Source organism: Providencia sp. Me31A, assembly GCF_050487165.1.
Classification (GTDB): Bacteria; Pseudomonadota; Gammaproteobacteria; order Enterobacterales; family Enterobacteriaceae; genus Providencia.
Map to the genome: position 1 here is coordinate 59,872 of NZ_JBKQGZ010000018.1, position 25,102 is coordinate 84,973.

At 44.7% G+C, this 25,102-nt stretch carries 19 protein-coding genes and 1 pseudogene; all 20 read left to right on the forward strand.

Going from position 1 to position 25,102, the window contains the following annotated elements; translation table 11 throughout:
- Positions 1-7 precede the first annotated feature (7 nt).
- Complete coding sequence (trbC, locus tag ACLPIE_RS15500) at positions 8-628, forward strand: type-F conjugative transfer system pilin assembly protein TrbC (RefSeq protein WP_335674319.1); 621 nt, start codon at positions 8-10, stop codon at positions 626-628.
- A complete protein-coding gene (locus ACLPIE_RS15505) occupies positions 625-2,517 on the forward strand; it encodes a conjugal transfer protein TraN (protein ID WP_430262628.1) in 1,893 nt (630 codons plus the stop codon). Before trbC ends, ACLPIE_RS15505 begins: the two co-directional genes overlap by 4 nt.
- The gene (gene traF / locus ACLPIE_RS15510) at positions 2,514-3,302 is read left to right on the forward strand and encodes a type-F conjugative transfer system pilin assembly protein TraF (protein WP_283126747.1); all 789 of its coding nucleotides are present in this window, start codon (positions 2,514-2,516) and stop codon (positions 3,300-3,302) included. The genes ACLPIE_RS15505 and traF overlap by 4 nt, the downstream gene beginning before the upstream one ends.
- Before the next feature lie 10 nt (positions 3,303-3,312).
- Entirely contained in the window at positions 3,313-3,615 is a 303-nt protein-coding gene (locus tag ACLPIE_RS15515; protein ID WP_335674321.1) for a hypothetical protein, read from the forward strand.
- Between the two features lie 5 nt (positions 3,616-3,620).
- Positions 3,621-4,145, forward strand: a complete 525-nt coding sequence (gene trbB / locus ACLPIE_RS15520) for a type-F conjugative transfer system pilin assembly thiol-disulfide isomerase TrbB (protein WP_283126758.1) — start codon at positions 3,621-3,623, stop codon at positions 4,143-4,145.
- Positions 4,146-4,275: 130 nt separating this feature from the next.
- A complete protein-coding gene (locus tag ACLPIE_RS15525) occupies positions 4,276-4,680 on the forward strand; it encodes a hypothetical protein (RefSeq protein WP_335674322.1) in 405 nt (134 codons plus the stop codon).
- Positions 4,677-5,072 (forward strand): hypothetical protein, encoded by a 396-nt coding sequence (locus tag ACLPIE_RS15530; protein WP_335674323.1) that lies wholly within the window; start codon positions 4,677-4,679, stop codon positions 5,070-5,072. Before ACLPIE_RS15525 ends, ACLPIE_RS15530 begins: the two co-directional genes overlap by 4 nt.
- A 195-nt stretch (positions 5,073-5,267) precedes the next feature.
- Positions 5,268-6,644, forward strand: coding sequence for a conjugal transfer pilus assembly protein TraH (traH, locus tag ACLPIE_RS15535; protein WP_283126751.1), 1,377 nt, complete (start codon positions 5,268-5,270; stop codon positions 6,642-6,644).
- A 12-nt stretch (positions 6,645-6,656) separates the two neighbouring features.
- Complete coding sequence (gene traG / locus ACLPIE_RS15540; RefSeq protein ID WP_283126752.1) at positions 6,657-9,554, forward strand: conjugal transfer mating-pair stabilization protein TraG; 2,898 nt, start codon at positions 6,657-6,659, stop codon at positions 9,552-9,554.
- A 67-nt stretch (positions 9,555-9,621) separates the two neighbouring features.
- The gene (locus tag ACLPIE_RS15545) at positions 9,622-10,035 is read left to right on the forward strand and encodes a hypothetical protein (protein ID WP_283126753.1); all 414 of its coding nucleotides are present in this window, start codon (positions 9,622-9,624) and stop codon (positions 10,033-10,035) included.
- Positions 10,036-10,123: 88 nt separating this feature from the next.
- Positions 10,124-10,330: a TraR/DksA C4-type zinc finger protein gene (locus ACLPIE_RS15550; protein ID WP_283126754.1), complete on the forward strand. Its 207-nt coding sequence runs from the start codon at positions 10,124-10,126 to the stop codon at positions 10,328-10,330.
- Positions 10,331-10,386: 56 nt separating this feature from the next.
- Positions 10,387-10,776, forward strand: coding sequence for a hypothetical protein (locus ACLPIE_RS15555; RefSeq protein WP_283126755.1), 390 nt, complete (start codon positions 10,387-10,389; stop codon positions 10,774-10,776).
- 62 nt (positions 10,777-10,838) lie between these two features.
- Positions 10,839-13,064: a type IV conjugative transfer system coupling protein TraD gene (gene traD, locus ACLPIE_RS15560; RefSeq protein WP_335674325.1), complete on the forward strand. Its 2,226-nt coding sequence runs from the start codon at positions 10,839-10,841 to the stop codon at positions 13,062-13,064.
- The gene (gene traI, locus ACLPIE_RS15565; RefSeq protein ID WP_430262631.1) at positions 13,064-18,190 is read left to right on the forward strand and encodes a conjugative transfer relaxase/helicase TraI; all 5,127 of its coding nucleotides are present in this window, start codon (positions 13,064-13,066) and stop codon (positions 18,188-18,190) included. Before traD ends, traI begins: the two co-directional genes overlap by 1 nt.
- 409 nt (positions 18,191-18,599) lie before the next feature.
- Entirely contained in the window at positions 18,600-19,538 is a 939-nt protein-coding gene (locus tag ACLPIE_RS15570) for a RepA family replication protein (protein WP_430262632.1), read from the forward strand.
- 704 nt (positions 19,539-20,242) lie between these two features.
- Positions 20,243-20,794, forward strand: coding sequence for a ProQ/FINO family protein (locus ACLPIE_RS15575; RefSeq protein WP_335674352.1), 552 nt, complete (start codon positions 20,243-20,245; stop codon positions 20,792-20,794).
- Positions 20,795-20,808: 14 nt separating this feature from the next.
- Positions 20,809-21,429 (forward strand): DUF2913 family protein, encoded by a 621-nt coding sequence (locus ACLPIE_RS15580; RefSeq protein WP_283126881.1) that lies wholly within the window; start codon positions 20,809-20,811, stop codon positions 21,427-21,429.
- 48 nt (positions 21,430-21,477) lie between these two features.
- Complete coding sequence (locus tag ACLPIE_RS15585; RefSeq protein WP_283126880.1) at positions 21,478-21,663, forward strand: hypothetical protein; 186 nt, start codon at positions 21,478-21,480, stop codon at positions 21,661-21,663.
- 314 nt (positions 21,664-21,977) lie between these two features.
- The gene (locus ACLPIE_RS15590) at positions 21,978-22,928 is read left to right on the forward strand and encodes an Rpn family recombination-promoting nuclease/putative transposase (protein WP_430262633.1); all 951 of its coding nucleotides are present in this window, start codon (positions 21,978-21,980) and stop codon (positions 22,926-22,928) included.
- 695 nt (positions 22,929-23,623) lie between these two features.
- Positions 23,624-25,102 (forward strand): annotated as a pseudogene (gene istA / locus ACLPIE_RS15595) (IS21 family transposase).

Genomic DNA, 25,102 nt, shown 5'->3' on the forward strand with positions numbered 1-25,102 from the left:
CCTTTTCATGAAATCCGTTTTCTTTTTATTCGCAAGCCTAGTGCTTGCGCCAGTTGGTTATGCCTTAACGGATGACCAACAGTTTTTAGAACAGCTGCGTGACCAAAGCGCGACCTTGCGGGAACAGTCCTTGCCGCCGGATGGCTTTAAGCCACCGGAAATCTCGGCCAAGGATAAAGCCTGGATTGATAGCTTATTAGCCAAGCAGCAGCAAGCGCAGCAACAAGTTGCCGATGCGGCTAAAGCGCAAACAGCTCAGGAAACTCCGTTTGTCTATTTTGTGTCGTTTTCTATTCCCGAAGCGGGACTCAAACAGATGGTGCCAGAGGCCACGCAGCTTGGTATCCCCACATTGATTAATGGGCTGATTGACAATGACTTTCGTAAAACAGCCAGTGCCGTGTTTGAACTGACGAAAGACAGTGGTGAAGGGGGCGTGCAAATCGACCCGAAAACCTTTGCACAATACAGCATTACGCAAGTGCCTGCACTGGTGGTGCGCTGTGATCACGGCTTTGATGTGATATACGGCAATATTCGTTTGATATCCGCCATTGAACGGATTGCCAGCAGTGGCGATTGTCATGAGGTTGCCCGAGATTGGGTAGTATCGAAGGAGCCGCAATGAAACGGTTATTGATTGCATTATGGGGCGTGAGTGTTTTGTCACTGGGGTTTGCGGCCAATGATTATAAAGCCGGATCGGAATTTGCCAGCGGCCTGAAAAACAAAGGTACAGACACGATAAAAAACACCAACCCCGCCAATATCATACCTAATTATACCGCTAATCCGTCAGAAAGCGGCTATTACGGTGGGGTGACGTCAGGCGCAGCCTCGGGGCTAGAAAATGCCGGTATGAAAGCCATGAATGAGACGGAGGCGGGGCAAACCACGATGGAGGTGATGAAAAATCGCCCGCCAGATAAGTTGGATTTGGACGCCCCGTTCTTAAAAGCGGGCATTGATATGCGAGAAAAGGCGGAGTCAGAAAGCGGGCAAATCACGGTGCCTTGTCAGGATGTGACGCTGGATAAAACTGAAATCACGTCACATCAATGTGAACGAACCCCTGCAGCCAGTTTAGCGTGTACGCGTACAGCCAAAATTACATGGGAGGAAACGGATGGCTGGGCGATGCAAGAGATTACTATCCCTAGCACACAAATTAAATTTCGAAAAATCAAAAAGGGCGAAATCGCAGGAGACTTTAACTTAGACAAAAAAGGAAAAATTCACACCGCGACGTTTTATGGTTGGTCGCGAAATTGTGCACCGTATAATGAGCCACTTTTTCCTTTTGATAATAAAACCAATTACCTAGGATTGGCGGGTACTATATTACACAGTCGGAGTTGTAATTTTAGTGATATCGGTAATCCCAATGTTTTTAGTTATTCAGCGCCTATTGAAGTGAAGGAAGGAAAACAGACCTTTACGATGGGACTTGCTTATATTTGGTCGCTTGTTGAAAGCGGTACGGATAACTTGGTGAATACGCTTAACACCAAACCCAATGAAATGAAAATTACAATAAAACTGAAAATGCTGTCGTCCGTGAAAACCATTACCCCGAAAATTGAATGGGTTGAACATTGCCCGTTTGATAAATCCGAGGAAGTGAAGGTGGAAACCCAATGTACTGAAAAAGGGGGCACGAAAACCGTCACAGTGGGCGGTAAAAAATACGATGTTTACAGTGAATGTTGGCAGTACACCGATTATTACGCCAAGCAGTCAGCAGACAATGGCAGCTGCGGTGACTACATGAAAAATCCCGCTTGCACTATTGTGAAAACCACCTGTATTGAATCCGTTGGCAGTACGTGTTTGCGTGAGCAAGCGGTGTTTTCCTGTGAAAAAGGGCTGACCGGAGGCGGGAAAATGTGCGGCGTTGAGCTGATTTGTGCCAGCGGCGAGTGTGACCAAATCAAAAATGATAAAGCCAACAGCTTCCAAAAAGCGGTATCGGCGTTAGCAGCGGTAGCAGCGGCAGGCGAAGATGTGGCAGAGCTCAATGAAGTGAATGTCAGGGCCTTTACAGGCCAGCGTTATACCTGCCGTAAAGCCGCTGCAGGGTTTAATAACTGCTGCAAAAGTGGCGGTTGGGGGAGTGATGTGGGGCTGGCGCACTGTGACAGTGAAGAAAAAGCCCTGGGTAAAGCCAAAAGTCGCAATCTGACTATTTATGTCGGTTCCTATTGCTCGAATAAAGTCCTCGGGGTGTGTCTTCAGAAGAAAGAAGCCTACTGTGTATTTGACAGTAAGCTCGCCAAAATCGTGCAAGAGCAAGGACGTGGCGGGCAGTTACGCATTGGTTTTGGTAGCGCCAAAAACAGTGACTGTCGCGGTATCACTGTCGATGAATTGCAAGCCATTAACTTTGACCGACTGAACTTTGCGGATTTCTATGCCGATTTAGAGTCGGGCACCGATATTCCGGCTGACCAAGAATTGATTGACCGCGTAAAAAATCAAATTGCCAATGGCCTGCAAGGGCAAGGGGGGCAAGAATGACAAGACGGATTTTGATATTGCTCATCAGTTTGGTGATACCCGGAGCGGGATTGGCCAACAATGAGGAAAGGGTTGAAACACGAACGTATGTGGATGAGCCCATCGTCGGTTGGCACTGGTACAACGAGCCACAACCCGAAGAAGATGAGGAGCCGCCTGAGCCAGAGCAAATCCCGCTGTCGACGCTACCACCGACGGTGCAAAAAAAAGTCATGCAAAAGTTGACAGAAGAAGCCTTAGACACCGCGATTATGCAGCCCTCGCCACAAAATGCCCTGCGATACATGGCGTATCAGCGCTTTTGGTTGGAGCAGTCCGGTAAATTTGAGCGGTCAGTAAAAAAAGGGTTATTGCTTGACCCTACCCTTGATTACAACTTGGAGCACAGTCACTACAACAGTACGGTGCCATTGCAACTATCCCAACTGCAAGACAAGGAAAAAGCGGCTATTCAGTCGTTATCGTCACAATACGGTGTGTTTTTCTTTTATCGCGGACAAGACCCACTGGATAACCAGTTAGCCACTGTTGTTCGGGAATTTGCGCAGTCACACAATATTGCGCTTATACCCGTATCCGTGGATGGGGTTCGCAGTGAAGCACTGCCTGAGACGCGACCCGATACGGGGCAGGTCGCCAAAATGGGTATCACCCATTTTCCTGCCCTGTTCTTAGTTGACCCGAAAAGTGAACATTACCAACCGCTTGCGTATGGGTTTATGACGCAAGATGCGTTAGCACGCCGCTTTTTAGATGTAGCTACAGATTTTAAGCCTAATTATTAAGGATAAAGACATGACAAAACCCACGATAAAAGAACGATTAATTGAAAATACGTTGATTTACCTTGGCATGACGTTGATTTTTGCCTCACTGATTTTTTATGGACTGATCCATTACTTAATCGATATTCGTCACGACGTTTTAAGTGAGTCTACAAAGCAAACCCTTCAAATGATACAAGAAACCGGCATGGTGTTTATTTTTGCGCTCGGGGCGGCGACGTGTTTAGCAGGAATGTTCTATGCCGTCATTAAAGCTTGGCAGCGCATTAAAGCTCCGACCGTTTTTCCGGAGGATGAGGAGAAAACATCGTGAGAATAATGATGTTAGCGATAATGTTGTTCTTCAGCGATCTAGTTCAAGCGAGTGTGATGGACGATATTGCAGAACTTGAAGCCCATAAAACCGCCCCTTCAGAACGTGAAACGGTGATTGAAGAAGAAACACCGCCTTCAAAAATCAATACAGTTACGGTTAAACCGTACCGATTACCCAACGGAAAGGTCGTCAATTTAAACGATTATACCCTGGTGTTGTTTATGCAAGCCAAGTGCCCGTATTGCCAGCAGTTTGACCCGCAATTAGCCTTACTGTCAGCGCAAACGGGATTTAAGGTTTTTGCGTACACGCTCGATGGTCAAGGCGATATGGCGTTTCCCAATGCTATACCCGCCCCCGCTGAAGTGGTGCAAACTTTTTTTGGGGCAGGCATGCAAGTTGTGACACCTTCTGTGTTTTTAGTTGAGGTAAACACATTGCGAACATACCCACTGCTACAAGGGCTAACGGACATGCAGGACGTGATGAACCGAATCAACAGTAACTTAATGTTGGCGACACAATAAAGGAGAGTTGGTGACTGAAAATGCGTAAAGCGCAAAAAGATGTGTAATAAGTGCTTTTTTTAGTGTTAGGTCTGTGGGGATAGGTACTTTAACTCCTGGCCTATATTTAACTTTTTAAAATAGAGGTCGTATGATGATTGATAATCAAGACGATACCGAAAACCATGATGAAATAAATTGTGAGCAAAATGCAAAACTTCAAAAAAGAATTCGTGAATTAAGAAGATATCAATCCCGTGAAGCGAAATGCTACGACCAGAGCACCTCTGAGTTTATTGGTTATGTTATAGCCGGTTTGGTTCTTTGGTTTGTGATGCGTCAGGTTTTTGAGATGGCGTGTTGGCCAGAGAGTAAACTCGACGCTGACCCTAACTATTTAGGAACAAAAGGACTGTGGAATGTGGCTATGTATGTTGTGCCGTTTTGTTTTTGGGGGCTTGCGATAAGACACTTTGTAATAAGTGTCATTTCTTGGGTTGAATATACCTTTGCACATTTAAAAATAATCCGCCTGAAAAAGAAGTTAGCCAAATGAAAAAGCGGGATTATCACATCATCGACCCACTGATTGAGCCGTTGGTGAAAACCTTCAATCAATGCGGTTTTAGCACTTATGCTTCCTGCCAAGGGCATGGTTGGCCTGTTGACTATCGGAAGCCCTATATCGCGTTTATATCGACAACTGAACACGCAGGGCGGCTTGAACGATGCTTACGGGAGGATATGGAATCTCCATTACCCAAGCTAAACTGGGGATGGATGATTCATGGCGGATTTAATGATACCTATCAATTGTGTTTTTCACTGCGGCTTTGTGGACATCGTCGAGGGTATTATCGCTATTGGCGGCCGTCAATCAACCATGATTTTGCGGTTATCGAGAAGATACTCATCACCGAGTTTGGTTCTCATTCTTCAATGGAATAACGCTATTTTGCTCGTTATCTCCCTTTAATCTCACGTTTAAATTTAATGCCGACACGCAATAGCTTGCGGGTGATGGCACTCAATAAGGTTTACCCACAATGAATGATTTAATTAACCCTATTCCTTGCCGGAATAAGGCGATAAACCCTGCCTTATTTTCGTGTTGGCCTATTTATCTTCAATCCGGAGGCCCTAATGCGTAAAGGACTCATTGCCGTTATGTGTTCGGCATTACTCAACCAAACCGTGGCGGTTGCTAATGTGAACAGTGATATGAATAACTTCTTCAATAAGTTGGGCTTCGAAGGCAATGCCACCGATGCCCGCGCTTGGGAAGGTCAAGCCGCAGGTTATGCCACAGGCGGTAATTTATTCCTGCGTAGCCAAGTGAAGCAGTTGCAAATTGCCTCATTTACACCGCCATCCATCAATGCGGGGTGTGGGGGGATTGATGCGTACCTTGGGTCTTTTTCTTATATGAACAGTGAGCAGCTGCAGCAATTTATCAAACAGATGATGACCAATGGTGCGGGGTATTTATTCGATTTGGCGTTGCAAACCACCGTACCTGAATTGAAATCAGCAAAAGATTTTGTGCAAAAAATGGCGTCAGATATCAATAGTATGAATATCTCATCGTGTCAGGCCGCCCAAGGCATTATTGGCGGGCTGTGGCCCACCAATACCGTGGCCTCACAAAAAATCTGTCAGGACATTGGAGGTGCGACCAATTTGTTTGAAGATTGGGCGGCTTCACGTCAAGGGTGTACGGTCGGCGGGCAGATGAACAATGCTTTTAATAAAGCCCCTGAGAACATGAAAGACCAAATCATGCAGAATAAAAACTTGATGTGGGAAATCTTAGCCAAAAGTCAGTTTTTATCCGGTGATAACGAGTTAAAAGAGTTGGTCATGAACCTGACAGGCACACTCATCTTTGATGCCAAAGGGAATGTTAAAAGCACCATTCCCAAAGTGAATCGGCAAGAACTCATTAAAACCTTGATGGAAGGCGGCACCATGACCATTGAGGGATGTGTGTCTACCGTGGATTGTCTAGAGCTTAAAAGTAAAAAAATCACCATTACCAGTAAAAATGGCCTTATCTCCATGACGAAAACCATGATTGAAGGTATTCAAGGGAAGTTACGCAGTGATGAGGGGTTAAGTGCCAAAGAAAAAGGCTTTATTCAAAGTACCTCTATCCCAATTTTAAAGTACTTGGTTGACCCGATGCAGCTGAATATCCAAGCCAATTTATTACCGGCTCTGGCCGATTATATAGCCTACGACATTTTACTTCAGTACCTGCAGGAGTTGATTGACCAAGCAAAAGGCGCAATGGGAAGTCGAAATTACATGGAAGAAGCGGTGAAACCGCTACGGGAAAATATCGCGGAAGCCTCACGCCAATTGGAATCCCTGCAGCAAATGGTCAACACCAAGGCCAATGTCTTGATTGAGCTGGAGCGGCAAATGAGTTACTTGCGCCAACAAACCTCCAGTCAGCTGCAAGAACGTTTTATGCAAAACACCCGCTTTAATATCGTCACCCCTGAAACCCAAAAATAAAGGAGCCGCAATATGGCCGTGATAGATACCGTCTATGTGCTCGGCGGCGGTGAATACATGATGCAAGTGTTCAACGGCGTCGCTGCATTGATAGGCTCTGATACGTGGGACTCTATGTTCCGCATTGTATTATCGATTTCTGCGGTATCGGTATTGATATCGTTTATGAAAGCCCATGACCCGAAAGAGCTGATTAAATTTACCGCGATGATTATATTGATATCGAGTGTGTTATTAGTGCCAAAACGGACAGTCCAAATTATTGACCGCACTAACCCCACAGGCGTCTATTTAGTCGATAATGTTCCGTTAGGGTTAGCGGCACCGGCTAAATTTATTACCTCTATTGGCACGGGATTGACTGAGTTGTATGACACGATATTCCATACCCCTGACTCATTAACCTACAGTAAAACCGGCATGTTGTTTGGGGCAAATCTGGTCGGAAATCTCAGTGATGCAATGATGGTTGATGGTGATTTGGCGGAATTGATGGGGCTTTACACCAAAAACTGTGTTATCGGGGATATTTTAATTAACCATAAATATTCATTCCAAGAGCTGATGAGTAGCCGCGACCCTTACACGCTCATTTTCCAAAAACCAAGCCCGTTACGCGGCATTATTGTGCCCTACGGTAACACCGCTGCCGTTGGCGCTAATGGTGTTGCACAAAGTGGTTTCTGGACGTGTGCAGATATAGCAAAACATGTCTTAATGCCAAAACTCAATATCGATACACAAACGGGTGGAAAAACCTGGAATTACATGGTGAAACAAATCTTTGGCGGCCGTCCTGATGCCAATGTGTTGTACAGTAATATGATGGGCGATAGCTATAACTTTTATTACCAAGGGTCAGAAACCGCCAGTCAGTTGATGCGAAATTCCGTGGTGATGAACGCACTTAAAAATGGCATCAGCGCCTACAGCGCACAAAGTGGCGACACCGCCAGTTTAGTGAACTTAGCCTCCACGTCGTCATACAATAAAATGCGATTAAGTTGGGCGACGTCATCCCAAGTAGCGGTTTCCTTTGTGCCGATATTGAATACCATTTTGTTGTCGTTAGTGATTGCGCTATTTCCCATTTTTATCTTACTGGCGGTCATTCACTCATTATCGGTCAAAATGTTATTCAATTACATTATGTCTATTATTTACCTGCAATCGTGGCCACCGATGTTTGCCATTTTAAATTATGCGACCAGTTTTTACTTGCGAGGAAAAACGGGCGGATTGGATTTTAATCTGGCCAATCAAGCCAGCATCCAACAAATGCACAGCGATATCGGGTTAATTGCCGGTTGGCTATCTATATCGATACCGTTTATTGCCGTTGCGATAGTGAGAGGGCTAGGTCCTGCAATCGCACAAGCGGGGAATTATTTAGGCACCGCCATCAACAGTTCGGCGACAGCCACTTCCTCACAAGCAGCGGACGGAAACTGGTCATTTAATAATATGCAATCAGGCAACGTAGCTGGCAATAAATGGGATACCAATGCCAGCTTCCGTGATGGTCAGATGACGCGGCAACTTGCCAGTGGGGCAAGCAGTACCGTAACCAGTAGTGGCCAAGAAGTCATGGATATCAGTGGGGCGATGTCGAGATTACCTGTATCCATTAAAGGCAGTGAGGCTGTGGTGAGCTCGTTACAACAAAGTGCGAAGTTCGCTAAAACCCAAGCTGCGCAGTCGCTGAGTGCGTTCCAAAGTTCGGTGAATTCCGCGTGGAATCAAGCGTCACAATTTACTAAGCAATTTGGTAATAGCTCAACTGGGTCAACTACTACGGATTCGGGATTAAGTGGTAATCAAGCTGACGGCTTTAAGAAAATAATTAATGCCACTGAAACTCGCGCGAAAAATGACAATATCAGCTATGAAGAAGCTTTCGCTAAGCTTGTCAGTGAGAATTTCGATGTCTCTAAAACCATGGGGGCGAAGGCAGAAGGCGGGATATCTCTTCCGGTTATTGGGGGAGCTCAAGCATATACCGATGGCAATACTCGAGATACAGATAGTACGCAAAGTAGTGTACAAGATCGGGGTTCAAGGCATCAAGATGCACGCAGTGAATCCGGTTCACAAACGACTCGTGACTTCACTGAAGGCTTAGATATGCTCAATAACAGCAAGGTATCAGAAGGAACCAATCGCCACGACAATGAGGCGAATTCAGAAATTAATCAGTTTGTTGCAACGCTGAATGTGGCGAAAAACCAATATGAGCAATACTCGAATAGCTTAACCGAAAGTAAGGAGTTAAGTGATATGGCGAGCTTTGCTCAAAATAACAGTGCACAGATTGACAGTAATTTAGATCAAGAGTTTGCCAGCTACGTCAGGCAAAAAGCCCCAAGTCAAGCGGATGAATTACTCAGTAATACCAGTGATATCCGTGTGGCAAAAGAAAGGGATGCTTTGGCTCAATCGTTTGTCAAAGAGCGGTTACTACCAAAACTGGAGAGTGAATACACTCAGAATCGTGAAAATATCGAAGTTAAAGGTGCAGCGACTTCCGGTGGAAATCTACCCTCATCAAGTGATTTAGTTGCAGAGCATGAATCTAATGATAAACGGATTAAAGTGATGAGTGAAGGCGCAGAAATAAAACATGATACAGCTCAAAATGTACTATCAAAAGAGACGTCAACAAAAGAAAATATTGCTAATATTAAAGATAAAATAGTCGAAGGTAAAAATGAAGTCGAGAAGCAGCAGAAAGCTTTAGAAAATAATCATCAGAATGAGTTGAAAAATCATACTGAAAAAATGGAACAGGAAAAATCTCATAAAATTAAATCAGGGTTAATTTATGATAATAATCCAAGTTTAGATAAAAGTAAGCCTAATAATGGAGTAATGAATAAAGATGAGTATGACAAATATCCGAATAGTGATTAATTTTATATTTTTCATGTTTTCACTATTCATTAGTTTCAATTCCATTTCAGATACAAAAGTTATAAATTTGACAATTAATCAATCTACTTTGAAGGATGTGAATAAGCTATATGAAACTGAAAGGAAAGGAGACTTAGGATATAAACTTGATCCTTCCAAAGTACCAATACAAGATGTTGTTGAAGCAAGTGTTGTTATATATGAAGGGAAATTGAAAGTTGTAAGTTTTACATTTTACGATTCTAAGTATTCTTACTTGAATGAGTTATTGAAATCAAAGTACAAGCTAATTAGCGAAGAGAATAATGTAGTCTCAAAGTTGACAACCTTTGAAAATGATGGCGATATGATCTTCTTAAAAAGTAACGGAGGTAAGTATATAGATCTAATTTATGTAAACAAAGAATACAATATATTGGTTAATAAAAGTGTTAATAAAAGAAAAGAAAAAGAACGTGATAATGATCTTAGTCATTTATAATCCTAACGCACTTCGTTTGTTAACGATCTATTCCCCTAAATAATAAATTTTTCAGGGGAATAGACCGTCTCGTCTCAAGAGGTTTCCAATGGCTGATGAAATTGATGTCTCTCAAGCTGAGAGCGATTTTTTGCTGTCTCTAAGATTGAGTCAACGTGCTCAATATCAGGGACAGAGTGCAAAAGTGTGTGTTGAGTGCGGTGATAATATCCCGCTTGCTCGTCGAGTCGCGTTACCTGGCGTTCAGTACTGTGTGCGTTGTGTCGAGCGTCAAGAGTTGTGCCGTTCCAGATAATTATTCTCCACATAAATATCATCGAATTTTTTCTTAAAATCTTTATTGAGGTTACAATGAAAAAAACAATCCGTAATAAAGCGGTGTTCGCTTTATTGTTACTATTTTTGTCAAATATCACCTATTCATCAGAAGAAAAGAATAAACTTGATGAAGTTATGCTTTATTTTACATTATCTCAATGCAGTGAGTATGTGATTGGTACTCAATATCCCGATAGAACGCTTGATGAAAATATAACAACTTATTTGGATTGCCTGAGAATAGACAAAAAGGATATTACGCTTCTCTCACAAGAAATCATTAAATTTAAAGACACCTTACCCACATTAGGCCTTGTATTATTCAACAATAATGCAAATAGAGATAAGGACGAATCCTTTTGTGCAATAGCCTCATCGCATTATATTGAACAGCTAAAAAATAAATTGGGATTAACAAAATAAGTTTTCTTCCATCTCCAGCTTTAAATTCTATCCTTTTCCTTATTAATTAGAGTGATTTCATTATGAGTTCTACCAAGCATATTACGCAGGGTGGACAAGTCTTTAGCTATATGCTCGGCATGTTCATGCAAGTGAATAAGCGAATATCTTTTTGGCTTATTCTGGTTTTCTTGATCATCTTTCCGGTCATTTTTTATTTTAAAGTACCGCTACAAGAAATTAAAAATGGCGGATTATATTGGTGGTTATATTTAACCGCAGGCGGTGAAAAAGCCTTATATCGCGTAGCACCAATTTATGAAGTGGATTTTGATGGTCAACTTTATCGGTTTACGTCTGATGCGATATTAAAAGACGACTACATGATCTATGCCGGAAATATCGTGCTACAAGAATTGGGACTATCCCTATTATGGGCGTGTATTGTCATCATTGTGCTGTTTTTTGTCATCTATCGAGTGTTTCATGGATTAGGTAAGCGTCAAGCGAATGATGATGTGATAGGCGGTCGTACACTCACAGAAGACATTAAGTCCGTTCGCAACTTGCTTCATGCACGGCGCGAAGCGTCGCCTATTACTTTTGACGGATTACCCCTGAAGCTTAACAGTGAAGTGCAAAACATGTTAATGCATGGTACGCCTGGCTCAGGAAAATCAAATACCCTCAATAAATTACTGATCCAGCTCCGTAAACGGGGAGACATGGTCATTGTTTATGATAAAGGGTGTTCGTTAATCAAACAGCATTACAATGAGAATATTGATAAGTTACTGAACCCACTAGATAAACGGTGTGAAAACTGGGATTTATGGAGTGAATGTGTCACGACACCTGATTTTGACAGTGCGTCCAATACCCTTATCCCTCAAAGTACCTCAGAAGACCCTTTTTGGACGGGGTCAGCGCGGACTATTTTCACAACGGTGGCATCAAAACTGGGTGCTGATCCAAAGCGCAGTTATAACAAATTATTACGGACGTTGCTCGCCATTGATCTCAAAACGTTACGCGCTTATGTGGCGGGTACTGAAGCCAGTAACTTGATGGAAGAGAAGGTGGAAAAAACCGCGATTTCAATCCGTGGCGTTCTGACTAACTACGTTAAAGCGTTACGCTATCTACAAGGCATTGAGCGTAATGGCAAACCCCCATTTGCGATCCGTGAATGGATGAAAACCGTCAATGAACCGAAAAAACGTCACGGTTGGTTATGGATCACCAGTAATGAGCGTGAACATGAATCCTTAAAACCGTTAATTTCCATGTGGTTATCGCAAGCCGCTAATACGTTACTGGAAATGGGTGATAACCGCGAGCGCCGTGTATGGTTCATCTACGACGAATTGATTTCCTTGCACCAGTTACCGAATTTGCCCCTTATTTTGTCACAAGGCCGTAAATTTGGCGGGTGTTTTATTCTTGGTTTTCAAAATAAGGCGCAACTGAATGTGACTTATGGGAATGAAAATGCCGATGCGATGATGGATTTGCTTAATACGCGTTTCTTCTTTCGTTCTCCCGATGAAAGTATCGCCAATTGGGTACGAGGTCAGCTCGGGCAAACCCGTAAAAAAGTGGCCAGTGAGCAATATAGCTTTGGTCCTGAAACGGTACGAGACGGTGTGTCATTCAGTAAGCAGCAAGAGGATGTGGATTTAGTCAACTACTCCGATGTGCAAAAATTGCCGGATTTAACGTGTTATATCACCTTGCCTGGGGAATACCCGGTCATTAAACACGCCATGAAATATGAAAAGCTGAAAGTTGTCGCGGAAGAATTTATCCCCCGACAAGTCAATGACAGCTTAGATCAAGAGATTGAAGCTGAAATTGACGAGCGGTTAAGCATGGGGGCGCTTCCTGACGTGGTTAATCAGGCCATTGATAGCTTAATTAGCGGGAAACCGATTGAAACACCCATTGATACAGCACAAAACAATACCGCTCCGGAAGTGGCTCAGACTCAACCACAGCCTATCGTTGAGCTTGAATCGAAGTCAGTCACACAAAACTCCACGCCGATAACAACGGAAACCGCAGCATCCGATAATCCACCTGAAACCCAAGGCGGTCAAGAGGTCATCATTGATAACGTCAAAGTGAACACCGAAACAGGGGAGGTTCTTGGACGCGTGATTGATGGTGAAGAGAATCCCTATGATCAATATGACAGTTATACACGCATGCGGCAGGAAGAAAAGGAAATTTTGGGTGACCCCCATGCTAAAAAAATGAATTCTTCACAAGAGTTTGAACATGATGATCCTAATTGGGAGAAATGGTGATGCTGACGGTTGCACCGATTGCCAATAATGCGGCAAATTATTATACCCATGAAGATAATTATTATTTCCTCGGCAACCTTGAAGCTCGCTGGATGGGGGAAGGCGCTAAATCGCTCGGGTTAGAGGGGGAAGTCACCAAAGACCAATTAGGGGAAATCCTGGAAGGGCGTTTACCCAATGGCCAAAGTCTTGAGCGGATGGAAAACGGTAAAAATGTGCACCGTGAAGGGCAAGATTTAACCTTTTCAGCTCCGAAAAGTGTCTCTGTATTAGGCCTTGTGCTGGGTGATAAGCGGATGATTGACGCACATAATCATGCGGTCGAGGTCGCCCTGAAAGAGGTGGAGAGCCTCGCGTCAACGCGAGTGATGGTTGACGGCAAAACCTCACTTGAAATGACCAAAAACTTGGTTATCGCGGCATTTAACCATGATACGTCCCGCGAGCACGACCCTTTAGTCCATACCCATGCCCTTGTGATGAACATGACCGAACACAATGGCGAGTGGCGCACGTTATCCAGTGATACACAGCAAAAAAGCGGCTTCAGTGAGGCGGTTTATGCATTGCAAGTATCATTAGGGCAAATCTACCGCCATGCTTTACGTGAGCGAGTCGAAAGCTTTGGCATGCAAACCCATGAAACAGGCAAGAACGGATTATGGGAAATCGTGGGTGTGCCCGTTGTGCCTTTTTCGCAGCGCCATTACCAAATCATGGATGCGGTGGGGCATGAAGCCTCACTGAAATCCCGTGATGTGGCCGCCCTCGATACGCGTCAAGCCAAAACAACCCCTGAAAAAAGTGAGTTATTAACCGACTGGTTTGACCGTTTGGAGAAAAATGGCTTTGGCCCTGAAGAACGCAAAGCGTTTTACGCTGAAGCCGAGCAGCGCCTTGCTAAAGGGGATATGGGGGATACCTCTCGGGAGATACAGCCCGATATCACCCGCGCTGTCACCGATGCGATAGCGTTACTCAGTGATAAGCAGCTCAGTATGACTTACAGCCAAGTATTGGCTAAAACGCTTGGGGGATTGGAAGCTCGTGCGGGCATGATAGCACAGGTACGTGAAGCGATTGATGCCGCGATTGAACAGCGTCAACTTATCCCACTGGATGAGAAAAAAGGGTTGTTTACCTCCTCCATTCATTTGATGGACGAGTTGAAGCTGCAACAAATTGCCACTGACATGAAGCAACATAACCGCACGGTCAGTTTTCAGGCGCGAACAGAGGCCATCAGTCCCGTGATGGAAAAAGTCGCGGACACCTTACCCAATATTGCGATTGTGGTCAGTCAGGGACTGGGTAAAGCGCAGCGGGATGGGGTATTAGACGGTGTTACGATGGCCCAATCACAAGGACGAGAAGTGGCGGTGATGACCCTTGATGCGACCAGCGGTAAAGCCTTTGCCAATGATAAGCGTTTTGCATATGTGCCGAAAATGACTTTGGGTGATGGTCAACCACTTAAACCCAACAGTACCTTAGTGGTTGCCAATGCCGAAAAACTGTCATTAAAATCGGCCTTATTTCTACTGGAAAGTGCGCAATCTGCCAATGTGCAGGTGCTCATGATGGACAGTGGCGGACGTAAAGGCACGGGAAACGTGTTGGCAACGTTACAAGATGCGGGAGTGCCGCGTTTTCAAGGCGAGGCTTCATCTGTCTTGACGGTGAAAACCGCGCATATACCCGATAAAAATCATCGTTATGCGGCACTGGCGGCGGATTACGCGCAGCTGCACAGCGACATGAAACCCGTGGTTGCGCAGGTCAGTGGAATTCGGGAGCAAAAAATCGTGACCGATACCATTCGCCAAACGCTCACCGAGCGCGGAATGCTCAGTGAAAAAACGGTGACATTGACCCAGCTCAAACCCGTGTGGCTCGACAGCCATTCTCGCAAGCAAATCGACAGCTACCGTGAAGGCATGGTGATGGAGCGTTGGAATGCGGACAAAAAAGAGGTTGAGCGTTTTACCATTGACCGCGTCACCCCTGAAACCCGTTCCGTCACCTTGCTTGACAGTCAAGGGCAAAAACAGGTGATGAAACCGCAGCAATTTGATGGTCAGTGGAGTGCGTATCAGCGTCAAACGATGGAAATCGCCCAAGGTGAACAGTTAACCATACTGGCGAAGCAAAATAAGCTCTCTGCACGTGACAGGGTCACGGTATCGGGGTTTATGCCAAACGCCATTATGGTCAATTTCAACGGCAAAACGCACCGTATTGATGTACGGGACGGTATCAAGGCCGATTATGGTTATGTTACCGCGCCAGGGCAACAGGCTAACGATACGGGCACAGTGTTATTGGCCGCGTCTGCGCGGGATACGCAGCCGACCTTACTGAATACCGCTGCACGCAGTGGTGAACATATTACCGTGTATACGCCACTGGATAAGATGGAAACTGAGCGTCGTTTATCGCGTTCGCCAGTCTATCAGCAAGCGCGACAGTTAGCGGGGGTTGAAGGATTAGACAGCAAAGCCATTGAACAAGCGGCCGATAAAGCCACGGAAGCGTTATTGTCTAAGCCCGAAAAAGCCCTGCAACAAGGCATGACATTAGCGCAAGAGAGTCAAGTTTTTTTCTCGCGCATCGATGCGATTGCCAAAGCGTTACCATTACACAACTCGCTCGACAGTCAATCGCTGGGGAAAGCCTTTGACCGTTTAGTCGCCCAAAAAACCATCATCCCCGTGACCAGTGGTAAAGGGGCGGCCCAACAACACTACGTGACGGCCAGTACCTGGGAGATGGAAAAGCAAATCCTCACGACGATTTTAGCGGGCAAAGACACACAAACTCCGTTGATGGCGTCTGTGCCCGAGGCGCAACTGAACGGATTAACCTCAGGGCAAAAAGCGGCGACTGAGCTGATTTTAGGCAGTCGTGACCAATTTGTTGGTATACAAGGCTATGCCGGGGTGGGGAAAACCACGCAATTTACAGCTGTTCTCAAGGCTCTGGAAACACTGCCTGCTGCGCAGCGGCCAGAAGTCATCGGTCTTGCGCCCACGCACCGTGCCGTCGGGGAAATGGCGGCAGTCGGCGTAAAATCGCAAACCTTGCATGCCTTTTTGATGGATGCCAACCAACGTCAACAACAAGGTGAAACACTGGATTTTAAAAATACCCTGTTTTTAGTTGATGAAAGTTCCATGATAGGCAACCGAAATTTAAGTGAAGTCGTGCAAATCATTGCTCAGGGTGGGGGGCGAGGCGTACTCAGTGGGGATACGGCTCAGTTATTGTCAGTGGACAGTGGTGCTCCCTTTGCACTTGCACAAGACCGTTCTGCCCTCGATACCGCCATTATGAAAGAAATTGTGCGACAAAATCCCGAGCTTCGCCCTGCCATTGAAGCCATCATCGCGGGTCAGGTTCAAACGGCTATCGATACGATGAATAGCGTGACACCGGATGTGGTTCCTCGTCGAGCAGGCGCAAAATTGCCCGAACAGTCGGTGGTAGACTCAGGCAATAAGGTTATCACACATATTCTCGATGATTATCGCAGTCGAACGCCTGAAGCCCAAAAAGAGACACTCATTGTCGTGCAAACGAATGTCGATAAAGATGTTATTAACCGCGGTATTCATGACATTTTAATTGAGCAAGGACAATTGCAAGTGGGAAAAGCCGTACCGATATTAGTGCGCGAAAATACCCGTACCGAAGCCTTGTTATCAACCGCGGGGATGTCTGAGCATGTGGGTAAAATTGTACTCATTCAAGAGCAGTACTATCGGATTGCGGTGACAGAGGAAGGGATAAGTGATGGGGTTGTAACCCTGGTTGATGAAGAAGGGAAAGGGTATTTACTCTCGGCCTTTGAAAGTAGCTTACGAGATATTGGTATTTACCGCCAAGAAGGGCGTCACATTGCCGTTGGCGAAAAAATCACCTTTACTCGTACAGACAAAGAGCGTGGACGCGTGACGAACAGTGACTGGACAGTCAGCGAAGTTAATGAACACGGGCAAATCACCCTGACTAATGGTGAGGAGTCACGCGTGCTTGACCCGAATGGAGCATTGACTGACCAACATTTGGATTACGGTTATGCCGGCACCGCACATAAAGCGCAAGGGGCAAGTAGTCCGTATGTGATTGTCTTAGGGGGCGTCCAATTAGGACGACGTATGCTCGCCACTTTGCGTGATGCGTATGTCGCTTTGTCCCGTACTAAAGCCCATGTCCAAACCTACAGTGATGATTTGGATAAATGGACAAGTAAAATTACAAACCCGGGCAACCGAAAGACGGCTCATGATGTGTTGTTGGCTGAACAAGACTATGCCGCCAAAGTGGGTAATCAACTGTTTGACCATGCGAAACCCCTTAATGACACGGCGATTGGTCGCGCATTAAGCCGCCAAATGGGATTGGGTGAGTCACACGAAGGAAAGTTTGTTTACCCGTCCACCAAGCACCCCGAACCGCATGTGGCGTGGCCCGCTTTTGATGAACACGGTAAAGCCCAAGGCACAGTGTTACAAGCGATTGAACTCGATGGGGATAAATTGCAGGGGCTTCGCGCTGAAGGGCATTTACTGGGGAGTGAGCAGGCGCAATTTATTGTTGTGAAACCCAGTCAAAACGGGCAAACCGTGATTGTGAACAGTCTAGCGTCCGCCTTTGAGACGATGGCACAGCAACCCGAACAGGGCGTGGTGGTGCAACTCAATTCTGATGAACGTTTACACACGGCCATGATTGAAAAAATCACGCAAGGGGAAGTGGATAACGCCTATTCCAACCAAAATACCGCGCAAACCAATAAAGCAGACAGTAACCCGAAAAATCTGCAAACGCCAGAAGAGCAGGCGATTGATAAAGCCTTAAAAGAGGCTGAAGCAGCCCTACGTCAGCAAGCAAACAGCGAGTCTAAGGTGCCAGAACTGAACGAAGACGAACTGCGGCAGGTGTTGGCACAAGAGCGTGATAGCTTGCTGAAAGGGGAACATGACTTAATGGAGGCGAAAGAGCGAGTCATTGAAAAGGCCGTTCAGCTTGAACGTGAACATCAGCAACAACAACGGGACGTCTTGCGTCAACAAGAGCGTGAAATGGTGATGGAAAAATCCCGAGACCGTGAATTTGGTGATTAACACCCTGTTATTTCTGTTTTAACCCGCCTTGTCGGCGATTTCCGCCAATTCAATTTAGTTTTCTCCCGCGTCGAACCTCAAGTTTTATCACAAATTTTGTGAATAAATCGCGTCTTTATCGTGAAGACGTTGCTTGAATGCGCATAGAGTGCTAAATTGGCCGACAATTGATGTGAATTTTGTGGTCGCCACGCCGAAAGGTGGCAAGAAATGGGATGTAACACACAAAAATGTGCTGTGAACCCAAATAGAAAACCCCTGTAATCTTCTTCAATCTTGGCGGGTCGAAAAGATTATCAGGGGTCATCAGAGTAATTCCACTAGGGGTAATGTTGAACTCCTAGCGGGGAGTATAGAATTATGCGCAAAAAAATTCAACTCCTTCCGTACAACATAAGTGCGGAGAGACATGTCTAATGGGATCTCAATTCCTGCAATTCCTTGTTCCGTCGGCAAAATTCATCGGCATTATGCGCCAAAATTTTTAGGGCAATTACCGAAATTAGTGCCTGTACGTCGCTTTGCGGCGGCCTTAAAACGTCATGATTGGAACCGCAATCCCCATATTTACCAACTGCGTTATAGTCGAAAGCAGCGGATATCCGTGCGCTCAGAGCGTCGCGAAACCTTTGATGCGCTCGCAATGGCTATGATTGCCTATGCGGATTACAACCCCGAAAGTGATGCGTTGTTCGAAGTGATGTGCTCAGTGGAGAAGTTGGCAGAATTGTGTGGCCAGCTGTATCGTTATGACAGTGGTCGTAAAAGTTATGACCCGATATTGCATGCGCTGCGCGACTGGGAACAAGCCAACCTGATTGTCATTGACCGTGATTTTGATATCGAGGCCAAACAATACAAAGCCATGCGGATTTGGATACGCCCAGAGTTTTTTCACGGCCTCGGTTTTTCGAAACTGGAATTACGTGATGTGGTGGCCAGTTTTAGCCGTTGGATGGAAAAAAAGGGATTAAAAGAGAGCTACCAAAAACGCTACGCCCAACATGTGTTGCGACTAGCGCGCGCGAACGTGGCGTCACTGGAGACTAAGCACAAACTCCGCAACCTGCTTAACAAGCTTAAAACCCTCGTGGTTGGGAAAGATGAAGCGCTCAAACAAGAGAAAAAACATTTAGCGAAGGCCTTGAAGGAAAAGAAAGCGTTAGCCAAAAGTTTGGAATCACCAGAAAGCGCAGAACATGCCGCCTGGCGTCGTTTTGAATCGTGGAAGGTGACACAGCCCATTGCGGCGGTCATGGCTTTTGAGCGCAAAATGAAAGCCTTGTATCCGAGTGTTCAAGGGCAGGCTATTTACCTGCATTACCTAGAACACTTACCCGACTCCTAATTCATCCACCCTAAATTAACCGCCTTGACTGGCGGTGGTTTTGTTCGCCCTAAATCTGAATAGCGTGTTTTTTGAACAGTAAAATCGGTATCTCAATCTCACCATTCATCTCGATGATGACTGTGGGAACATTTTCGCTGGATATTTACCCCATTAACTTCGAATGCGTTTATTCTCTGCAATTAACTTCGAATAGCATTCGTGTTTTATGGTTAAATTCGTTTTTAGTTTCTGAACTAAACGTCCTTTTAAATAAAAGGAGTTGCGGCTCTGTTTTTTCAAGCCGCACACTCTAAAGAGATAAACCCAATAAAGCCTTCGCTTACAAGCCATAAATGGCTGTCGCTCAGATTATAGTGTCAACATTGTGCCATTGCCCCCGTAAAGCTGGCCTCTGGCCACCTTAACGCGCAGCTACAGCCGTTCATCGAGGCACTGCCTCTCGCCCGTCTCACTGCGTTTTTCAAAGGTGCAAATAACCTAAATAATGGTGTTAATATCTTTGGCTCTACCAGGACAGGGGGGAAATTGGGGTATTAAACAGCTCGTAACCGCTCACGCGGGTCTCGACGGCCCTCACCTTCATTGCCCCTCTATAATCCTTTTTGCCGTCTACCGCCCTCCGGGCGAGTGATTTCGGTTAAATTTCATGATAATCTGCCACTAATGTATTGACGCTAAACGTGATTTCGGTGTGAGGATGTATGGAACGCAAAAAATTAACCTTAAAACGTCCGACAACGGAAAACGGCACGGAAAGTACCGAACCGGTTATTCAACGTCGCCGTAAACAAGTGGTCGTTAATACACAGCGTAAACCCCATAAACCCGCCAAAACAGCGCCAACTCAACCTCCTAAAAAAGTGACACCTCCGCCCGCGAAAAAACAGAAAGCGGTTGTCGTTCCGTTAGAAAAGAAAGTTATTCCGCCAACGCCACCAAAACAACATCTGCCGTTAGAGGAGGCGATTGCCAATATTTCAGCCTATTGGCCACAACTCTTTCCCGATGGACAACTTCGACCCATGGCAGTGGGGACACGAGAGGCCTTATTTGCGGACAAAAAAGTCCGTGAACTGCCTATTTCATATAAAAAATTGAAACGCAGCCTGGCGGCCATTAGTCACAGTGTCAAATATCGCACGACGATTATGCCTGGTGCAGTACGCTATGATAAAGACGGTCAGCCTAACGGGGCTGTCACGGAATCGGATGTTGTCGATACGTTAAAACGCATACAAAGACTCGCTAAATAACAATCGCGAAGCACATGACAAAAGTAATAAATTCCACGATTTCTGTTGAAGAAAAAAATCATTGGTTAGGTAAATTAGCCTTTGCTGCTTTAGTCGCACTCAAACTGGCGCAGTGGGATGGAAAAGCTGCCCGAAACGCCCAGTCCGAAAATCTTTTTCTGCTTCGCTGGTTACAAACGGCCCTGAAACAAAAACGCTTTCACCGCTGTGTCGTCCATGATTTTGAATGGCTCATCCACCTGGGTCAACAACGATTAATGACCTCAAAATTAAAATCACGGTTAGAATATCTGTGGCGTTCGTGTTGTTGTGATATTGCCAGCCAAAGTGATTTGTTTCGCTTAACTTACGCGATGGAGCTGCTTAAAGATTTGGGATGGGACAGTGTGATACTCAGTGATGACCGCTGGCAAAAACTGACAATGAAAAAACCGATATTGACTGGCATACCCACCTTCTATGTCACAGCCTCTGCGCTAACCACAGGGTTCAGTGATGAGGGGAAGCAGATTAACTCGGTCGAGTTTTGGGTGCTGGGTGATAAAAAACAATTTAGCGAAGTCTGCAAACAACACCATCTTTGCGGTCAGTTCGATGAAAATTTGCCACACTATACGTTGTTAGTATCACGGTAGAACGAGAATGTAAGATCCGATAATGTACATTTGTCAGAGGAGTTAAGCGTGTTTATTATTTTAATGACGACGCAAGTCATCGTGTTTTGCTTGATGTTATTTGTGTATCTTCGTTCACGTCTACATGGCGGGTCAGATAAATATTTAAACACGTTGATCTTTTGTTTTATTATCTTGACGGTGACATTGATCATCACCCAATCCCCCGCCCCACGGTTATGGAATGAAATGTAAAGCCAATCCCCTGAATGGTTTGTCACTTAGACATTAAGGGTTATCAATTTTGCTTAATCCCATGACCATTTGGTGAATAAGGTTAACATTTTACGTGATTTGATTGACATGATGAGCTGGACGAAAACGAGTGTTATTTTTTATTTATCGTCCATGATTTCACTAATTCATTGAAATGACGTCACTAAATGCACTGGGTGTGTGGGCGAGAATACAAATTAGGCTTCACGTGAACATGGAAAACCGAAATACGGACAGACAATCGATTCTGCGTTATTATAAGCCTTCTTTCGTGAGGAGTGAGTGACTGAATAATGAAACCTAAGCACACGCCGACTGCCCATGATGCGGCTTTTAAAGGGTTTATGACGCAGATTGACAGCGCAAAGGACTTTTTTGACATTCACCTGCCTGAGCACATCAAAGCGTTGTGTGATTTCAGCACATTGGCACTGACAAATTCCTCGTTTATCGATAAACAGCTGCGCTCTCGCTTATCCGATGTGCTCTATTCGGTGCAAACAACGGAAGGTGAAGGGTATATCTATCTTCTCGTCGAGCACCAGTCCACGCCCGATAAACTCATGGCCTGGAGACTCATGCACTATGCTTTCTTAGCCATGAACCAACATCTTCAGCAAGGGCATAAAACGTTACCGTTAGTAGTGCCGGTACTGTTTTATCACGGTGGTCGTTCACCCTACCCCTATTCTCAATTGTGGACCGATTGTTTTCCATTAGCTGATATGGCTAATGAATTATATACCCAGCCGTTCCCGTTGGTTGATGTAACGGTGATTGATGATAATGAGTTGGTGAATCATCGCAAAGTGGCCGTGATGGAGCTGGCGATGAAGCACAAATATTTGCGGGATGAATTTGACACGATTATCCCCTTATTGGCACAAGCGCTCAATCAACAGTATAATAGTGATAACGACATCATCACTATCCTCAATTACCTGTTCATTGCACTGGACTCCCCCAACTTTGAACATATTGTCCAGCAATTGAGTGAACAGGCAGAAAGGCATAAGGAGGCAATAATGAATATTGCACAACGCTTACAAGATAAAGGCGAGAAGATTGGCTGGGAAAAAGGTCTAGAGCAAGGTATTGAACAAGGTATTGAACAAGGTATCGAAAAAGGTATGCGTGATGCCAAGATTATGATGGCACGTAACTTGCTTAAAAATGGGGTTAGTCTTGACCTTATTGTTGAAAGTACTGGTTTAAGTCGCGAAGAGCTCATTTCCCTGCAGTAGTCTGACTCTATTCTTTTTTCATTTTTATGCTTAACGCAAACGTCGCTAGCTCAATGAGTTTAGCGATGTTTTGCGCTCTTTCAGGGGGCAGTTTGGGAGAAATCTGCCTTTATGAATCGATTGTTCAATGTAGAGACTGTTTTAGTTGACCACTACACAGTTGAGCAAAAAACAGTCATAGCGATTATTTGCAACAAGCCCAAGAAAAGTGTCCTGATTTAGTTGTGCAGAACAGAGGCTCTACGTTGGAACAGCCGTAATTTCCGAAACGATTAATTTTGGTAGTTAGAGTGAAGTGGTCAGTCCTTAGGCGAAGTGTGTTTAGTGAACCTCGCTTTTGACCTATAATTCATTGTGAGCCGAAAACTTAACTTAATCTCTTTATTTGCAACAGTGCCAGAGCAATAGCTAAAAGCTAGGATAATTTTCGTCATCCTAGCTTTTGTATAGGTTTACTTCTTTATAATAATTTTATTAAGTATTATATGGTTGCTTAGATAATTCTAAAGCAATTAATAGCTTTAGCTTAGGTGATTTTTTTTTGATTTCCTTTGAGTACTCATCAACTGTTCTGATATGTACGTCATTGTTAATGATCATGCAAAACTCCACCAAATTAGGCAGGAAAGATCGTGTAAAAATGATCCACCTGATAGCTCTGCTACACTCCTTGTTTTTGCAAGGGATAATTTGGAATGCTTTGTATGGAAACCATCGCCAAAGTCCGACTCTTTTTCATAAAGACCGGCTCTCTCAGCGAGAGATTGCTAAGAAATTACAACTTGATAGACGCACCGTCCGTAAGTATTTAAATTCAAATGAACTTCCCCGTTATCAGCGTGAAAACACCCTTTCACCAAAGTTAGGTCCTTTCAAAACTCGTCTCATTGAACGGTTAGAAGCTCAAATGCTGCTGCCTAAGCATCAACGACTCTCTGCTGTTCGACATTTTGAATGGCTATGCAGTCTCGGATTTGAAGGTAAATACCCTTGTATTTCCCGTTTTATCAAAAAATTTAATCAGGATTATCAACCCCCTAAGGTCGTTTTTATTCCGCAATCCTTTCCTTGTGGCGAGTCCTATCAATTTGACTGGAGCCACGAAAAAGTCAGTATCAAAGGGGAAATTGTTAAACTTAATATCGGTCATTTTAGGCTCTGCCATTCTCAAGCCTATTTTGTACGGGCTTATCCACGACAAACCGTCGAAATGCTGATTGATGCTCATAATCATGCATTCCAATTTTTCGGTGGAACTCCCAAACGAGGTATTTACGACAATCCCAAAACGATTGTGAAAAAGATCGGTAAAGGTAAGGAACGGGTTTTTAATGATGCTTTTCTTGCCATGATGAACCATTTTTTAATAGATCCCGTTGCTTGTACGCCTGCTGCAGGGTGGGAAAAAGGGCAAGTTGAACGCCAAGTTCAAACTTTACGAAAACGCTTCTTTTTACCGATGCTTGCTTTCGATTCCGTGGATGAATTGAATACGTATTTACATTCAAAGTGCCAAAAACGGTTAGAGCAACCTTGGAAAGAAGATAAATATCAAACGATTAATGATAGGTTGATAGAAGAATAACGCCTATTTTCACCTTATATACATTATTCAGGATACCGAACAGAGCGTTTGCTCGTGAACACATGCTCTCTGATATTGTTTGATTCTCTCGATATAGTGTTCCTTGCCATCTCGTTGGGAAAGCGGTGACGGTTCAAATCACCGCGGATGCATTGCATATTTTTATGAGCTTGAAGAAGTTGCCCAACACCCCCGTAGCTTTTTAAAAGGTCAAACGACGTACAACCTTTATCACTATCTCTCTGCATTAGCTAAAAAACCCGGTGCATTACGTCATGGTGAACCGTTTATACATTGGCCTTTACCTGATTGTATCAAGACGCTGCAAAAACAGTTGATGTCACAACCCAGAGGCGATAAAGCAATGGTGAGACTCTTAAGTTTAATTGCCGATTTTGGTGAGAATATTGGCATTACAGCTGCGGAGATTGCTTTAGAACAAGGTGTTCCTACAGTAGAAGCGGTGCTGAATATTATCCTTCGTTTAACAGAACCGACGATCCCGACGCTTGAATCTAAGCAACTCCCATTAAATTGTCCCCTAGTGGCCACGTTAAATCATTTTGACCAATTATTAGTAAGGAAATAA